The sequence below is a fragment of the Stenotrophomonas sp. FW305-C-20-S1 genome (genome assembly GCF_058783335.1).
Map to the genome: position 1 here is coordinate 171,616 of NZ_JBYTEK010000001.1, position 14,675 is coordinate 186,290.

The window sequence follows — 14,675 nt, forward strand, 5'->3', positions numbered from 1 at the left end:
GCGCCGCCCCATCAGGAAGATCACATGTCATTCGCCACCGCCGCAGACGCGCCCGCCGCCGAGCCTCATGCCTACCCCCTGCTGATCAAGCAGCTGCTGCTGACACCTCTGGCAGTGCGTCCACGGCAGGAAATCGTCTACGGCGACAAGGTCCGCTTCGACTACCACACCCTGCAGGCGCGCATCGGCCAGTTGGCCGGGCTGCTGACCTCACTGGGGGTAAAGCGCGGCGATACCGTGGCGGTGATGGACTGGGACAGCAACCGCTACCTGGAGAGCTATTTCGCCGTGCCGATGATCGGAGCGGTGCTGATGATGGTGAACATCCGCCTGGCGCCCGAGCAGATTGCCTATACGCTCAATCACAGCGGTGCGCGGGTGATCCTGGCCAACCGCGAGTTCCTGCCGGTGCTGGACGCCATCGAAGAACAGCTGCCGGACGTGCGCACGCGCATCCTGCTGGATGATGATGAGGGCCCGCTGCCAGCGGGTTTCGTGACCGAGTATGAGGCTGGGCTGCGCGAGGCCCCGCCCATCACCCGCTTCCCGGACTTCGACGAGAACACCCGCGCCACCACGTTCTATACGACCGGCACCACGGGCCTGCCCAAAGGCGTGTACTTCAGCCATCGGCAACTGGTACTGCACTCGCTTGCGGCGATGGCAGCCCTCGGCAGCGCGTCCAGCCAGGGCCGCCTGCACCGCGACGATGTCTACATGCCGATCACGCCGATGTTCCATGTCCATGCCTGGGGCATGCCGTACGTGGCCACGCTGCTGGGCATCAAGCAGGTCTACCCCGGCCGCTACCTGCCGGGCGCGTTGCTGGCGCTGATCGCCCGCGAGAAGGTGACGTTCTCGCACTGCGTGCCGACCATCCTGCATATGCTGCTGGGCCATCCCACCGCTGCCGATACCGACCTGCGCCGCTGGAAGGTGATCATCGGCGGCGCAGCACTACCGCGGGCACTGGCGCAGCAGGCACTGGCCCGTGGCATCGACATCTTCGGTGGCTACGGCATGTCCGAAACCTGCCCGCTGCTCACCCTCGCGCAGATCGATGCCGACGCCGTGGACGGCCCGGACGAGGAGCTGTCCCTGCGCACCAAGGCCGGCATTCCGGTGCCGCTGGTTGACCTGCGCATCGTCGACGAACGCATGAATGATGTTGCCCACGATGGCATCGCCACCGGGGAAGTGGTGGTGCGCACGCCCTGGCTCACCCAGGGCTATCTGCACAATCCGGACGCTTCGACGGCGTTATGGGCCGGCGGTTACCTGCACACCGGGGACATCGGCAACATCGATGGCAGCGGCTACCTGCGCGTGACCGACCGCATCAAGGATGTGATCAAGACCGGTGGCGAGTGGATCTCCTCGCTCGCCCTGGAGGACATCATCGCCCTGCATCCGGCGGTCAACGAGGTCGCGGTCATCGGCATCAGCGATACGAAATGGGGCGAACGACCGCTGCCGTTGGTGGTCCGGCAGCATGGCAGCGATGTGACCGAGGCGGAGATCATCGAACTGGTCGCAGCACGCAGCCGCTCCGGTGATATCTCCCGCTACGCGATCCCCGACCGCGTCAGCTTCGTCGATTCGCTGGAACGCACCAGCGTGGGCAAGATCAACAAGAAGAAGCTGCGCAGCCTGCATGATGTGGGCGCAGCCACCGACGCAGGTTGACGCTGCGGCCTGCGGCCAACGGAGGGTCACTTCATTCCTCTACGTGGTCGCCCTGCGCGCCCGTCCCGCTGGCGCCGTGGAGGATCCAGCAGATCCATCAGCCTGAGCTGGTTGTCGGTGCAGGAAATGCCCTCAGGGCGTTGGGTGACACCCTCGATGATGCCCAGCAGGCGCGCTTCGTTCTCCTGCAGTTGCAGGATCAAGCGCCGGATCTCGGCCAGGCGCCTGCCCAGCGACTCGACCAGGCCTTGGTGAACGCACGCCTGCGTGCCCCCAGGCAGGAAATGCCGGATCTCATCAAGTGAGAAGCCGACGCGTTGCGCGTTGTCAATGATCTGCAGCACGCCCAATACGTCCGGGGAATAGATCCGGTAGCCGTTGCTCCCCCTGGGCGGCGCGCTGATCAGGCCTTCGGCCTCATAGAATCGGATGCGCGATGGGGCCAGGCCCGTGGCCTTGGCCAGATCCCCGATTTTCATCTTGACACTGCCCCTTGACCTTCAAGTTGACTTTAAACATACACTGCCGCGACCGTCAGCGTGAGAGGTTGCCGACGGCGGTCTGGCGAGCACCCGCGCGGCACTGAAATGCGGGCGCCCTGGGCTGAACTTCCACCCCGGGCGATCAGAGGCCCGGACGCCCAAGGAAAAGAGATGCAGACCATTCTGGGAGCAAACGGCCAGATCGCCCAGGAACTGGCGCGCGCGCTGAAGCGCACCTACACCGACGACCTTCGCCTGGTGAGCCGCACGCCGCGGCCGGTCAACACGGGCGACCAGCTTGTGCCGGCGGACCTGCTGGATGCAGAGCAGACGCTGAAAGCCGTTGAAGGCAGCGACATCGTCTATTTCACCGCAGGGCTGCCGCCGGATTCAGGGCTCTGGGAGCGGCAGTTTCCTTCCATGCTGAAGAACGCACTGGATGCCGCCGTCGCCACCGGCGCTGCATTTGCGTACTTCGACAATACCTACATGTATCCGCAGACGGCGGCTGCGCAGACCGAGGACACCGCGTTCGCGCCGGCCGGCAGGAAGGCACGCGTGCGTGCAGAGATGGCGCGCATGGTCCTGGATGAGATGGCAGCCGGGCGCATCGCCGTCACCATCGCCCGAGCACCGGAATTCTATGGCCCGGGCAACACGCAGAGCTTCACCAATGCCCTCGTCATCGACAGGCTGAAGGCTGGCAAGTCGCCGCGCGTGCCACTGCGCGACGATACCCTCAGAACGCTGATCTGGACGCCCGACGCCAGTCGCGCGCTCGCACTGCTGGGCAATACGCCCGACGCGCAGAACCAGACGTGGCATCTGCCCTGCAGTGAGCCGAGATTGACCTATGCCCAGTTCGCCACCCTGGCCTGCACTGTGTTCGGCAGGCCGGACACCCACGCCACCCTCGGCAGGACTGCGCTGTACATCGCCGGCCTGTTCTCGAAAGGTGCGCGCGAGATTCGGGAGCTGCTGCCGCGCTATGAGCATGACAATCGCTTCGAATCCGGAAAGTTCAAGCAGCGCTTTCCCGACTTTCCCGTAACCAGCTACGACGCAGGACTGCGGCAGATCAAGCACGAATGGGAAACCGGAAAATGAGCCAGAGGCGTATCTGATGAACCGTCGCATCCTTCATGTTGTTACCAACGTCGCGCATTACGATGACCCCAGCCACAGGACCGGGCTCTGGTTGTCGGAACTGACGCATGCCTACGACCTGTTCGCCGGGCAAGGCCATGAACAGCACCTGGTCAGCCCGCGCGGCGGGCACTCACCGCTTGAGCCGCGCTCGCTGAAATGGCCGGCGCTGGACCATTCGGCGAAGGCATGGCTGCAGGATCCGGCGCGCATGGCACTGCTGGACAACACGCTCGCCCCCGACAACGTCGACGCTGCCGCGTACGACGCGATCTACTTCACCGGTGGGCATGCGGTGATGTGGGATTTCCCGGACAGCGAGGGCATCCAGAAAATCACCCGGGACATCCATGAGCAGGGCGGAATCGTCTCGGCGGTCTGCCACGGCTATTGCGGCCTGCTCAATACCCGGCTGAGCGATGGGAAACTGCTGGTGCAGGGCCGGCGGGTAACAGGATTCTCCTGGACCGAGGAAATCCTGGCGGGTGTTTCCAGGCAGATGCCATACAACGCGCAGGCGGAAATGTCCCGGCGGGGAGCGCTGTACGAGAAGGGGCTACTGCCGTTCGTGCCGAAGGTGGTTGTCGATGGCAGGCTGGTCACCGGCCAGAATCCGCAGTCGGCCAAGGCGACGGCAAAAGCGGTTGCGGCGCTGCTGCGCACGTCCGGCTAGCACTGACCACTGCCTTTCAGCGCTGCGTCTTCCAGCACGTCCTGGCGCTGGAAGGCGCAGCTCAGCGGCTGGACGCAGCTGGTAACCGGGCCAGCAGATCCGCCCGGCATGCATCCAGGATTTCGTCCGCCAGCGGCGATTCGTCCGGGCAGGACCTCGACAGCACCAACGCGCCGACCGCTTGAGCCATCAGCGCAATCCTGCGCGCACGCGCCGCATCATCCGGATCGCGCTGCGCCTGCCCCTCCTGCGTGGCACGTGTTGCCAGCCTGGCCTCGATGCCGGCCGCAAAGGCAGCCTTGACCGCGTCCGTCTGCCGCGCCGCATCGGTGCACAGCGCCGCCAGCGTGCAACCCTGGCCGGGCCCGTCGCGGTGCGCGCGGGACAGGTACTCGCTCACGAATGCCTGCACATCCAGATCAGCCACCGCTGCAGCCGAGCTGGTCAGGCCGCAGGCGGCTGCTTCGGCCATCAGGTCGGCCTTCGAGCCGAAATGCTTGTAGAAGCCGCCATGGGTGAAGCCAGCGGCGGCCATCAGGTCGGCCACGCCAACGCCGTCGTAGCCGCGCTCGCGGAACAGCGTGGAGGCGGTTTCGACGATGTGTGCCCGGTTGGCCTGCGCCTGTGCCTTGGTGACCTTCATGAGCCTTCGCCCTTGGGAGTCCTGTCGCGTGTGGAGGGCACTTTAACACACATAGATTATATTCATCATCAAACCATTGACATCAATGATGACGGTCATCATCATTGATCAAGACCCTTCCTCCTTAGACGAGCCCACCCTCCCATGTCCGACGCCACGCTTTTCCAGCCCTATCCCCTCGGCCCGCTGACGCTGGCCAACCGCATCGTGATGGCACCGCTGACGCGCAACCGCGCCGGGGAGGGCCTGGTGCCCAGTCCGCTGGCCAGCACCTACTACGCCCAGCGCGCATCAGCCGGCCTGATCATCACCGAAGCCACCCAGGTCTCGGCGCAGGCGCAGGGTTACCAGGACACCCCGGGGCTGTACACGCAGGACCAGATCGACGGCTGGCGCACCGTCACCGATGCGGTGCATGCACGCGGCGGGCGCATCTTCGTGCAGCTGTGGCACGTCGGCCGCATCTCGCACGTCGACCTGCAACCCGGCAACGCCGCGCCGGTTTCCGCCTCGGCCCTCCGCGCGCAGACCAAGACCTTCGTCAACAATGGTTTCGTCGATGTGTCCGAGCCGCGCGCCCTGGAAATCGACGAGCTGCCCGCCATCGTCGACGATTTCCGCCAAGCGGCTGCCAACGCCATCGCAGCGGGTTTTGACGGCGTGGAGATCCACGGCGCCAACGGCTACCTGCTCGAACAGTTCATCAAGGACGGGGCCAACCAGCGCACCGACGCGTATGGCGGCTCGGTCGAGAACCGTGCCCGCCTCCTGCTTGAGGTGACCGCTGCGGTGGCGGGCGAAATCGGCGCTGACCGCACCGGCGTGCGCATTTCGCCGGTGTCGCCGGCCAATGCCATTTCCACCGTCAGCGATCCGCAGCCCCAGTACGACTACATCGTCGATCAACTCAGCGCACTGGGCATTGTCTACCTGCATGTGGTCGAGGGCGCCACGGGTGGCCCGCGCGATGTGGCACCGTTCGACTTCGATGGGCTGCGCCGTCGCTTCAACGGCACCTACCTGGCCAACAACGGCTACGACCTGCAGCTGGCCAGCGCCCGTGTATCCGAAGGCAAGGCCGATCTGGTCGCCTTCGGTCGCCCGTTCATCAGCAACCCCGATCTGGTCGAGCGCCTCAAGCGCGGCGCAGCGCTGGCGGCACTGAACCCGGCCACGCTGTATGGCGGTGGCGCCGAAGGCTACACCGACTACCCCACCCTGGCTGAAGCGCACGCGCAGTAACGCGGCCGCCCGCATCCGACACGTCCCCCGTCCAGAGAAGCCCATCATGTCCGTCCTCCCTTCCGTCCTCATCACCGGCGCTTCCAGCGGCATCGGTGCCACCTATGCCGACCGCTTCGCGCGGCGCGGGCATGACCTCGTCCTGGTCGCGCGTGACAGCGCCCGACTGGAAGCACTCGCCGCGCGACTGCGCCAAGAGACCGGCGTGGCGGTGGACATACTGCCGGCCGATCTCACCCAGGCTGACGCGCTGGCCACGGTCGAGGCACGGCTGCGCGACGATGCGCGCATCGGCATCCTCATCAACAATGCCGGTATCGCCCAGTCCGGCGACTTCCTCGCACAGTCGGCCGACGCCATCGAACGCCTGGTCACCCTGAACACCACCGCGCTCACGCGCCTGGCCGCCGCTATTGCGCCGCGGCTGGTCGGTGCCGGCAACGGCGCGATCATCAACATCGGATCGGTGGTTGGCCTTGCACCGGAGTTCGGCATGTCCGTGTACGGCGCGAGCAAGGCGTACGTGCTGTTCCTGTCGCAGGGCCTGAGCCAGGAACTGGCCCCGAAGGGCGTCCATGTGCAGGCGGTGCTGCCCGCTGCCACGCGCACCGAGATCTGGGAACGCGCCGGTATCGACATCACCACGCTTGCTGAAGTGATGGACGTGGGCGAACTGGTCGATGCAGCGCTGGTCGGCTTCGATCGTCGCGAAACGGTGACCATTCCGCCGCTGCACGTGGCCGAACGCTGGGACACGCTGGATGGCGCACGTCAGGCTCTGCTCGGCGACATCCGCCAGGCGCACGCCGCAGAGCGCTACCGCACCGGCGCCTGAGGCCGGCCTCCGTTGCATCCACCCGGCCCCATCACTGCAGGAACCGTCCGCCATGAAAGCCTTCATCATTGACCGCTACAGCAGGAAGGACGTCGGCCGAATCGCCGACGTGCCCGAGCCGCATGTGGGCGACGACGATGTCCTGATCCGGGTTCATGCCGCAGGCGTGAATGCACTGGACAGCAAGATCAGGCACGGCGAGTTCAAACAGATCCTGCCCTATCGCTTTCCGTTGATCCTGGGCAACGATGTGGCCGGGACGGTGGTGCGGGTCGGCGATCGCGCAGGCCGGTTCAAACCGGGCGACCAGGTGTATGCCCGCCCGGACGATGATCGCATCGGCGGATTTGCCGAGTACATCGCGGTCAAGGCCTCGTCGGTAGCACCTGCACCGAAGAACCTTGGCATGGTCGAGGCGGCTGCCCTGCCACTGGTGGCACTGACCGCCTGGCAGGTGCTGGTCGAAACCGCAGCACTGAAGAAGGGACAGCGGATCTTCATCCAGGCCGGCTCCGGTGGCGTCGGCACGATTGCGATCCAGCTTGCCAAGCACCTGGGCGCCTTCGTCGCCACCACCACCAGCACGGCCAACGTTGCCTGGGTGAAGGCACTGGGTGCGGACGTCGTCATCGATTACCGGCAGCAGGACTTCGCTACCGTGCTGCGTGACTACGACGTGGTCCTCAACAGCCTCGGCAGCGACGAACTCGATCGATCCCTCGACATCCTCAAGCCCGGCGGTCACCTGATTTCCATTTCCGGGCCACCCACGCCAGCATTCGGTGCGGCAAGAGGATTGGCCTGGCCGCTTCGGCAGGTGCTGCGCCTGTTGAGCCTTCGCATCCGCCGCAAGGCCGCGCGCAGGAACATCCGGTACAGCTTCGTGTTCATGCGTGCTGATGGGCAACAGCTGGAACAGGTCACGGCACTGGTCGAATCAGGCGCCCTGCGCCCGGTGGTCGACACGGTCTTTCCCTTCGAGGAAACCGGCAGAGCATTGGCCTACATGGACGGCGGCCGCGCCAAGGGCAAGGTGGTGGTGCAGATGGTGCAGACACAGCACGTGCAGCCCTGAGGAGTACGCTGAGCGGACAGGGAGCGTCCCGATACAGGACGGCCGGCAAGCGTTGACTCCAGCACGTGGTGGCGTCCGTGCGCACAGGGAGTGCCCGTGCCCGCAACGGCGGGCACGGGATCGATTCAATGCAACGGCACCTTCAGCACAGATGGTGCGGACGCGGGCGAACTGAAGGTCACCGCCCCGCCCAACTGGCTGATGCCTGCATAGCGCAGGTCCACCGTATCGACCACCAGCGTCAGCCGGCTGCCCGCCGGAATGTTCCAGCTGCTCGCTTCTAGGCGCAGATCGAGGGTGGTCGCCTGGCCGGGCGCAACGCCTCGCAGGGTGTAGGGCTTGTGGCTGATCAGCTGGCCATTGCCCAGCACATCTTCCGCGTACAGATAGGCATACAGCGTGGTGTTGGCGCGGCTGGGAGTGACGGTCACGCGCACTTCCGGCGCGCCGTCCAGGCGGCGTGCGTTCCAGTACACCGGCCCCTGCCAGACGCCGGCGGCGTTGCGCCCGATGAAAGGCACGTACGCACCCGGCGGAAGGTTGATCATCTGCAGCGAGCCGGACACCATCGCCACGCCGGAATTGGCGGCGGTTGCCAGGCCACTGCCGATGCGATAGTTCCAGCCATTGCTGCGCCCGTTCTCAACCAACCCCCCGGTGGGCAGAAGCAGGCCGCCGGGTGCGGTCAACGCATAGCTGACCGCGCCACTGTTGGTCGCCTGCCAGTCCGGGTAGCTGCTCCAGCTGCCCTTCTGCGACTTCAGCTGCACCGCCGGCTCGCGGTCGATGCCGTTGGCCACGCCCTTGAGGTAATGGTCGAACCAGTCACCCGCCGAGTCGTAGACCTCGTTGGGAATGCCCAGTGCGCCCAAGGCCTCGTTGAGGGCATGGTCGCCGTGGCGCAGTTGCAGCTGCTTGGGGCCTTTCAGCTGGTTGAAGAAGTCCACCAGCTGACCCGGCGGGAACAGGCTGTCGTTGAATGCGTTGGCCAGGAACACGGCCGGCTGGTTGGCGTTGATCTCGCTGATGCTCGCAGCGGGGCTGCGGATGGCGGCCACGGGCAGCAGCGATTCCACTGCACCCTGGTAGTTGCCGACCACCACGTTGCGGTTGATCGTGGCCAGCTCTGCCCCGGGTCGGCCGGTGACCAGGCCGGCGGCCACCAGCAGCGCGATTCCCTGTGCGCTGGGGGTGTCGTTGGCGTACAGCGACGCCTGCAGGTCGGCCCATCCGCTGAGGGCGGCCACCGCCTTGATGCGGGGATCGCGTGCCGCCGCCAGCAGGCTGGTGCCTGCGCCGTAGGAGATGCCCGAGACGCCGATCCGCGCCGGGTCGGCCTGGGTGTTGTCCAGCGCCCAGTCGATCAATGCGCTGACATCCTCGACCGTGGCCGGCCCGGCGATATCGATGGCCCCGCCGGACTCCCAGAAGCCGCGCGAGCTGTAGCTGAGGACCACATAGCCGCGCTTGGCCAGCGACTGTGCCACCCCTACGTACTCCACGCTGGGAACGGCCCAGCTGCTGGGCATCACCAGCAGCGGGTACTTGCCGCCACCTGCGTCCTGGGGTTCGATGACAAAGACCCCGAGGGGCGTGCCGTCCCAGCTGGGAAGGGTGCGGTGGGTGGTCTTGACCGTGGCAGCCCAGGCGGTGGGCGCCAGTCCGGTCAGCAGGATCAACAGCAGCAATACCTTGCGCATCGTCGTCTCTCCCCGTCGTTGGTGGTGCAACGGGCAGGACCGTACCAGTGCGAATGGTGGCTTACACCTTGCGTTGCAGCATGGGGCGCACGTTCGGCACCCCATGCTGCGGGCCCTGATCCGGCTACAGCGTCGCCTGCGCCTGCAGGGTGAACACCCAGCTGTCGGGTCGGCTGGCATAGGCGCCGGGCCGTGCCACGTACTGCACCGCCGGCCGCAGCACCAGCCACGGGGCGACCTGCACGCCGTAGTTCAGCTCGACGAACTGCTCGTTGCTCTGCACATCCTTTCCGGTCAGCTGCTGATGGCGGGCGAGCCGGTCGGAGATGTCCAGCCGGTTCCAGGCCAGGCTGAGCACATCATCTTCGCGCGATGCGATCACGCCACGCCAGCTCACGCCCGCTTCCCACGAGTAGCGCATGAGCCCTGTTTTTGCGTCGGCACGGGTAGCCACGCCGAACACCGAAATGCCGCGCACCGTGTCACCCTCGGGCTTCCACACCCGTTGTGCGGCCTGCACGTACGAACCGCTGCGATGCGAAGCGCGAGGTGCCGTCGGGTCACCGATGTCATCGGCGTTGGAGGTATCCAGGTAGTAGCCGACCTTGTAGGTACCGCCATAGTCCTCGCCGGACTTGCCATGGCTGTAGCCCAGCTCGACCGGCAGGAACAGGCCGGTCTTTCCCTTCGTCGAAACACGGAAGCCACTTTTGGCCTGCTTGCGCGTCGGGTTGACGTCGTAGATGCCGGTCTGTGCGTACCAGCCTGAAGGATCATTCCACTTGACCCGCAGGCCCCATTGGCCTGTCGGATTGTCCAGCCAGCCAGAACTGTAGATCGGGCCCAGCGGATGCCCGCACTGGCCGTTGTTGTTGAAATTGCAGGTGTAGGGCAAGCCACCGAAGTCGTTGCCCATCGAGTAGAAGCCACCCTTCAGGCTCAACCGCTTGCCCAGCAGCAAACGCTCGTAGGAGAGCTCGTTGAAACGCAGGTTCTGGCCCTGGCCATAGAAGGCCTGGTTCTGGATGTAGGAACCGGTGGATCGTTCGTTGATGGCGTTGCCGAAGCGATCGGAGAACACCACGCGCAGGGTGCCGTCGAAGCCGAATGCCTTGCCGGTGTCGATCGTCGCGCCCAGGTCGATGTGCTCGGCGGTGGACCAGCCGCTGCCCTTGTATCCATCGCTGTTGACACCGCTGCCGATCACGATGCGCGCACTCGGCGTGACACCGCGGTCCTGCAGCCAGAGGCGCGCCGCCCAATCTGCGCTCAGCGGCGTCTGCGCGACGCTGTCGACCGATTTGGGCTTGGCGGTGGCACTGGATTCGGCAGCCGACACCGACCCGTTGACGATGAAGGCAAGCAGCCCAATGCCGGTCAAGGATACGAAATTCATGCGACCGCCCTCCGCGCCTTTCGGGTCTTCCAGGCGCGTCGCACCAGCAGCACGATGCCTACCAACGCCAGCACGGCAAGGATGAGCATCGGCAGCCACAAGCGTGCAATCTTCGCCAGAAGTGGCTTCTCGCCGCCGGCACGGGTCAGCGCAACCTGCGCCTCGGTGACCTGGTCGCCCGGCCCGAACTGCGTGCGCACGTAGGTCGCAACCGCTGCGATATCGGCGTCACTCAGGTCCTGTACGAACGAGCCTTTCGAGAAGTGCGGCATCAACGCGTGTTCGCCGTGCACATCGCGGTCAATGCCGCCAATGATGGTGGCGATCAGGTTCTGCGGGCGGGTCATGCCGACGGTGGTGTTGTGCACCAGGGAGGGGTAGTACCCGTCCCTGCTGCCCTCGCCGCGCGAACCGTGGCAGCTTGCACACAGGCCCGAATACAGCACACCGCCCGAGGCCAATGCAGCACTCGTTCCGCGTACCGGCTGCTCACCCGGCGCCGTGGCGGCGTCTCCCCACGCGAAGGCGGCCCGCGTGGCATCAGGGTCGGCCACGGCCGGCACCGTGCGCAGGTACGCGACGATGGCGGCGATGTCCTCGTCCTGCAGCTTGGACAGGCTGTTGCTCACCGCTTCGGCCATGCCGCCGCCGGCCTGCGCCTTACCGGCGACGCGGCCGGTCTTCAGGTACTGGGCCAGCTCGGCATCGCTCCAACCCCCGATACCGCTGGTGGGGTGGGAGGTGATATTGGGGGCGTACCAGTCACCCAGCGATCCGCCGGCGAAGGCCTTGCCGTCCACCTCCTGCATCATCAGCCCGCGCGGACTGTGGCAGCTGGAGCAGTGCGCCAGACCCTCCACCAGATAGGCGCCGCGATTCCACTGCGCGCTCCTGCCCGCATCGGGGGTGAACGTTTCCTTGTCCAGGAACAGCAGGTTCCACACCGCCATGGACTGGCGGATGCTGAAGGGGAACGGCAGCTCGGTCGCGTGAGCTTCCTCATCGACCGGCGCCACCTCCCTCATGAAGTAGGTATACAGCGCGTGGATGTCCTCGTCGGTCAGCTTGGCATAGGAGGTATAGGGCATCGCCGGATACAGATGGGCGCCGTCCTTGCGCACGCCTTCGCGTACCGCCTTGGCGAAATCGTCTTCGCTGTAGAGGCCGATGCCATGGCTTCTGGAGGGCGTGATGTTGCTTGCCCATATCTCACCCAGCGGCGAGGCAATCGCGTAGCCGCCTGCGTAGGGTTTGCCCTGCTTGGGGCTGGTGTGGCATGCCACGCAGTCCGCAGCGACCGAGAGGTAGCGCCCACGTTCGGCAACCTCGTCTGCGCGCGCGGATTGGCTGGCTGCAGCCAGCATCATCAGCAGAAGCGAGCAGAAGGTCTTCATGCGGCACGCTCGATGGCATCTGCTGCCTTCAGCGCAAGCGCGGCCATGGTCAAGGTGCTGTTGACCACGCTGGCCGACACCATCGGGCCGCCGCCCGGGAGCCACAGGTTGGGATGATCGTGTGCGCGGCAATCGCCATCGACCACCGAATCGCGCGGATCCGCGCCCATGATGGTCGAGCCCATGATGTGGTTGTTGGCGTTGAGCGCCGTGGTGATGACGAATTCCTCGGCGTTGAACAGCGAGCCGATGTGACGCAACTGCTTGCAGGATTCGTCGTAGCCCTTGCGGGCGTAGTCGCCCAGTGAGTAATGGATATCCGGGCAGGCCAGGCCGTGGCCATCGACCCGCGTTTTCGACAGCGTCAGGCGATTGCTGGGATCCGGCAAGGGTTCCAGGCTGATCGAAAGATCCACGCCGAAGACCGCACGGCGGCGGATCTCCGCATCCAGCGCGTCGCCGACCAGGCCTTTCTTCAGCGCCTGGTCGGTGGCGATCGCCACCCGGCTGATGTTGTTGAGGATGATCTTGGTGGCCGAGTACTGCGAGCGGAAGGCGCCGTCGCGCGGGCCGACCATGCAGCTGGACTGCGCCGGTCCACGGCCCAGCCAGATCGGCCTGTCGGCAATGAACGAGCAGTGGAAACCGGAATGGTCGAGCATGTTGCGCCCCACCTGGTCGGAACTGTTGGCGATGCCGTTCGGGTTCTGCTCATTGGCGGCGAGCAGCAGCAGACGCGGCGTCTCCAGTGCATTGCACGCAATCACGAAACTGCGGCCGGTGGCCTTGTGGCTGACCTTGTTGTTGTCATACCAGTGGATGGCCGTGACCCGGTTCTGCGCGTCGGTATCGATCTTGTAGGCCACTGCTTCGGCCAGCACCTGCGCGCCCAGTTTCTCGGCCGCTTCGATGGTATGGATGCCGTTGTACATCGCGCCGATCGGGCAGATCGGTTGGCAGTTGTTGTTGCCGCAGCAGGCGGGCCGGTCATTCCAGGGCGTGACCATGCGGCCCTGCGGAATGGGCACCAGGTTGTAGCCGTGCGGATTGACCACCTCGGCGAACACCTTGTCACCGTTGCCCCAGGGAATCATGTCGGCGAGGTAGGGCCTGGATCGCTCGGAGGGGCTCTGCTTGTCCGGATCATTCGGCCCGGAGACGCCCATCGCCTCCTCGGCGCGGCAGTAATAAGGCTCGATGTCGTCGTAGCTGATCGGCCAGTCGCGCCCCACCCCGTAGGTACTCTGCATCCTGAAGTCCACCGGCAGGTGGCGCCAGCAGGAGGCGGCCCAGTGCCAGGTGGTGCCACCCACGGCCTTGATGAAGCCCTGATGGAAGCTGCTGGCGTCGGGGCCGGTCAGGCCCACGTAGTCATTGGCCGGGAAGTACAGCGGCGCGGTGGCAAGCGGTGACTGCGGATACGGTCCCTGGAAATCACTGCCGATGCGTCGTTCGAAGCTGACGTTGCGCCAGTTCTCGACCACGTCGGAACGATGCAGGCGGGGGCCCGCCTCCAGCACAAGAACCGATTTTCCGGCACGAACCAACTGGTGGGCAATCAATGCGCCGACGACGCCCGAACCGACGATCACAACATCGGCATCGGCGTCGCCATCACGGAAAACCGGAGCTTTCATGAGGGGAATCCATAACAATTACGGGAAAAGAGCTGGAAGCGCAGGCTCAGCCGTGCGCGCGTACCGCCGCCGGCGGTTCGGCCGTCCACCATGCGGGACCGCCTTGTGCGTAGGTGGGCGGGAACAGGCCATCGTCCACCGGGCGCTGCATCAGCGCATCGCGATAGGAAACGGTGATGGCCTGCGGCCCCTTGCCTACGCTGCCGGTGTACCAGGCAGTGATGATGGCCAGCGCTGTCGGCCGTGCATCACCAACAGCCGCCAGCAGTGCTTCAGCGCCGTGCACCTGTTGCGCCTTGGCCGCGAGTGCGGGGAACTGGGCGTGCATGTCGGGATGCAGCTTGGCGAAGGCGGCTTCGATGCGCCCGGCGGTTGCCGGATCAAGGTCGGACTTGCCGGTCAGTGCCTGGGAGAGCTGCAGAAAGCGCCCGTCCGCCCGTTTCGCTGGCGTGGCACCGGCATGGGTTGCTGGCGCCTTGCCGTTGCAGGCAACCAGCAGCGAAGCGGAGCCAACGGCCAGCAGGAAGGTTCTGCGCGTCAGGCCTTGCCCACTCCCTTCCAATCCCTCGGGAACACTCATGATGTGGACTCCTGATGCGTCACTTCTTCGGCTGCCCCTGACCGCGACGCGGGGGGCACCTACGCGGGCAACTTTAACGCACCTGAACGTCGTCGCGGAGTGAGCAGGAAGAGCCGCTGCGCGCCGAAGCGCCCTTCTTCCCGGCACCAGCAGAGGCAGATTTCAGCCGGTGCGCTGCCGCCCCCG

The 14,675-nt window shown here is 65.7% G+C and carries 13 protein-coding genes; 6 read left to right on the forward strand and 7 right to left on the reverse strand.

Annotated elements, in window-relative coordinates:
* The first annotated feature begins 24 nt into the window (after window positions 1-24).
* Window positions 25-1,686, forward strand: a complete 1,662-nt coding sequence (locus tag AC3WTC_RS00715; RefSeq protein ID WP_492710051.1) for a fatty acid--CoA ligase — start codon at window positions 25-27, stop codon at window positions 1,684-1,686.
* A 26-nt stretch (window positions 1,687-1,712) separates the two neighbouring features.
* On the opposite strand, the gene AC3WTC_RS00720 is transcribed toward AC3WTC_RS00715, so the two are convergent.
* Complete coding sequence (locus AC3WTC_RS00720; protein WP_492710053.1) at window positions 1,713-2,165, reverse strand: MerR family transcriptional regulator; 453 nt, start codon at window positions 2,163-2,165, stop codon at window positions 1,713-1,715.
* A 174-nt stretch (window positions 2,166-2,339) separates the two neighbouring features.
* On the opposite strand from AC3WTC_RS00720, the gene AC3WTC_RS00725 reads away from it, so the two are divergent.
* Both AC3WTC_RS00725 and AC3WTC_RS00730 read left to right on the forward strand, forming a co-directional pair.
* Window positions 2,340-3,275 (forward strand): NAD-dependent epimerase/dehydratase family protein, encoded by a 936-nt coding sequence (locus AC3WTC_RS00725; RefSeq protein ID WP_492710055.1) that lies wholly within the window; start codon window positions 2,340-2,342, stop codon window positions 3,273-3,275.
* Window positions 3,276-3,291: 16 nt separating this feature from the next.
* A complete protein-coding gene (locus tag AC3WTC_RS00730) occupies window positions 3,292-3,987 on the forward strand; it encodes a type 1 glutamine amidotransferase domain-containing protein (RefSeq protein WP_025874513.1) in 696 nt (231 codons plus the stop codon).
* A gap of 61 nt (window positions 3,988-4,048) precedes the next feature.
* Here the strand turns inward: AC3WTC_RS00730 and AC3WTC_RS00735 are convergent, their stop codons facing one another.
* Window positions 4,049-4,630 carry a TetR/AcrR family transcriptional regulator gene (locus AC3WTC_RS00735; RefSeq protein WP_025874512.1) on the reverse strand — a complete coding sequence of 194 codons (582 nt, stop codon included), beginning with the start codon at window positions 4,628-4,630 and terminating at the stop codon, window positions 4,049-4,051.
* Window positions 4,631-4,774: 144 nt separating this feature from the next.
* On the opposite strand from AC3WTC_RS00735, the gene AC3WTC_RS00740 reads away from it, so the two are divergent.
* The 3 genes from AC3WTC_RS00740 to AC3WTC_RS00750 are packed head-to-tail and all read left to right on the forward strand — an operon-like array spanning window position 4,775 to window position 7,782.
* Window positions 4,775-5,872, forward strand: coding sequence for an alkene reductase (locus AC3WTC_RS00740; RefSeq protein WP_492710058.1), 1,098 nt, complete (start codon window positions 4,775-4,777; stop codon window positions 5,870-5,872).
* Between the two features lie 46 nt (window positions 5,873-5,918).
* Entirely contained in the window at window positions 5,919-6,707 is a 789-nt protein-coding gene (locus tag AC3WTC_RS00745) for an SDR family NAD(P)-dependent oxidoreductase (RefSeq protein ID WP_492710060.1), read from the forward strand.
* A gap of 52 nt (window positions 6,708-6,759) precedes the next feature.
* Window positions 6,760-7,782, forward strand: coding sequence for an NADP-dependent oxidoreductase (locus AC3WTC_RS00750; protein ID WP_492710062.1), 1,023 nt, complete (start codon window positions 6,760-6,762; stop codon window positions 7,780-7,782).
* 125 nt (window positions 7,783-7,907) lie between these two features.
* Here AC3WTC_RS00750 and AC3WTC_RS00755 read toward each other — a convergent pair whose 3' ends face one another.
* The 5 genes from AC3WTC_RS00755 to AC3WTC_RS00775 form a co-directional block, all read right to left on the reverse strand.
* Window positions 7,908-9,482 carry a CocE/NonD family hydrolase gene (locus AC3WTC_RS00755; protein ID WP_492710064.1) on the reverse strand — a complete coding sequence of 525 codons (1,575 nt, stop codon included), beginning with the start codon at window positions 9,480-9,482 and terminating at the stop codon, window positions 7,908-7,910.
* 124 nt (window positions 9,483-9,606) lie between these two features.
* The gene (locus AC3WTC_RS00760) at window positions 9,607-10,878 is read right to left on the reverse strand and encodes a carbohydrate porin (protein WP_492710066.1); all 1,272 of its coding nucleotides are present in this window, start codon (window positions 10,876-10,878) and stop codon (window positions 9,607-9,609) included.
* Window positions 10,875-12,272, reverse strand: a complete 1,398-nt coding sequence (locus AC3WTC_RS00765; RefSeq protein ID WP_025874505.1) for a c-type cytochrome — start codon at window positions 12,270-12,272, stop codon at window positions 10,875-10,877. Before AC3WTC_RS00765 ends, AC3WTC_RS00760 begins: the two co-directional genes overlap by 4 nt.
* On the reverse strand, window positions 12,269-13,909 hold the full coding sequence (locus tag AC3WTC_RS00770) for a GMC family oxidoreductase (protein ID WP_032974706.1): 1,641 nt from the start codon (window positions 13,907-13,909) through the stop codon (window positions 12,269-12,271). The genes AC3WTC_RS00765 and AC3WTC_RS00770 overlap by 4 nt, the downstream gene beginning before the upstream one ends.
* 46 nt (window positions 13,910-13,955) lie before the next feature.
* A complete protein-coding gene (locus AC3WTC_RS00775; RefSeq protein WP_032974705.1) occupies window positions 13,956-14,489 on the reverse strand; it encodes a sugar dehydrogenase complex small subunit in 534 nt (177 codons plus the stop codon).
* Window positions 14,490-14,675: the final 186 nt, after the last annotated feature.

Excerpts from the sequence above, each read along its gene's own strand:
- AC3WTC_RS00725 (WP_492710055.1), top strand. The coding sequence starts at position 2,340 with ATGCAGACCATTCTGGGAGCAAACGGCCAGATCGCCCAGGAACTGGCG.
- AC3WTC_RS00770 (WP_032974706.1), bottom strand. The coding sequence starts at position 13,909 with ATGAAAGCTCCGGTTTTCCGTGATGGCGACGCCGATGCCGATGTTGTG.
- AC3WTC_RS00715 (WP_492710051.1), top strand. The coding sequence starts at position 25 with ATGTCATTCGCCACCGCCGCAGACGCGCCCGCCGCCGAGCCTCATGCC.
- AC3WTC_RS00745 (WP_492710060.1), top strand. The coding sequence starts at position 5,919 with ATGTCCGTCCTCCCTTCCGTCCTCATCACCGGCGCTTCCAGCGGCATC.
- AC3WTC_RS00720 (WP_492710053.1), bottom strand. The coding sequence starts at position 2,165 with ATGAAAATCGGGGATCTGGCCAAGGCCACGGGCCTGGCCCCATCGCGC.
- AC3WTC_RS00740 (WP_492710058.1), top strand. The coding sequence starts at position 4,775 with ATGTCCGACGCCACGCTTTTCCAGCCCTATCCCCTCGGCCCGCTGACG.
- AC3WTC_RS00775 (WP_032974705.1), bottom strand. The coding sequence starts at position 14,489 with ATGAGTGTTCCCGAGGGATTGGAAGGGAGTGGGCAAGGCCTGACGCGC.
- AC3WTC_RS00765 (WP_025874505.1), bottom strand. The coding sequence starts at position 12,272 with ATGAAGACCTTCTGCTCGCTTCTGCTGATGATGCTGGCTGCAGCCAGC.
- AC3WTC_RS00750 (WP_492710062.1), top strand. The coding sequence starts at position 6,760 with ATGAAAGCCTTCATCATTGACCGCTACAGCAGGAAGGACGTCGGCCGA.
- AC3WTC_RS00760 (WP_492710066.1), bottom strand. The coding sequence starts at position 10,878 with ATGAATTTCGTATCCTTGACCGGCATTGGGCTGCTTGCCTTCATCGTC.
- AC3WTC_RS00735 (WP_025874512.1), bottom strand. The coding sequence starts at position 4,630 with ATGAAGGTCACCAAGGCACAGGCGCAGGCCAACCGGGCACACATCGTC.
- AC3WTC_RS00730 (WP_025874513.1), top strand. The coding sequence starts at position 3,292 with ATGAACCGTCGCATCCTTCATGTTGTTACCAACGTCGCGCATTACGAT.
- AC3WTC_RS00755 (WP_492710064.1), bottom strand. The coding sequence starts at position 9,482 with ATGCGCAAGGTATTGCTGCTGTTGATCCTGCTGACCGGACTGGCGCCC.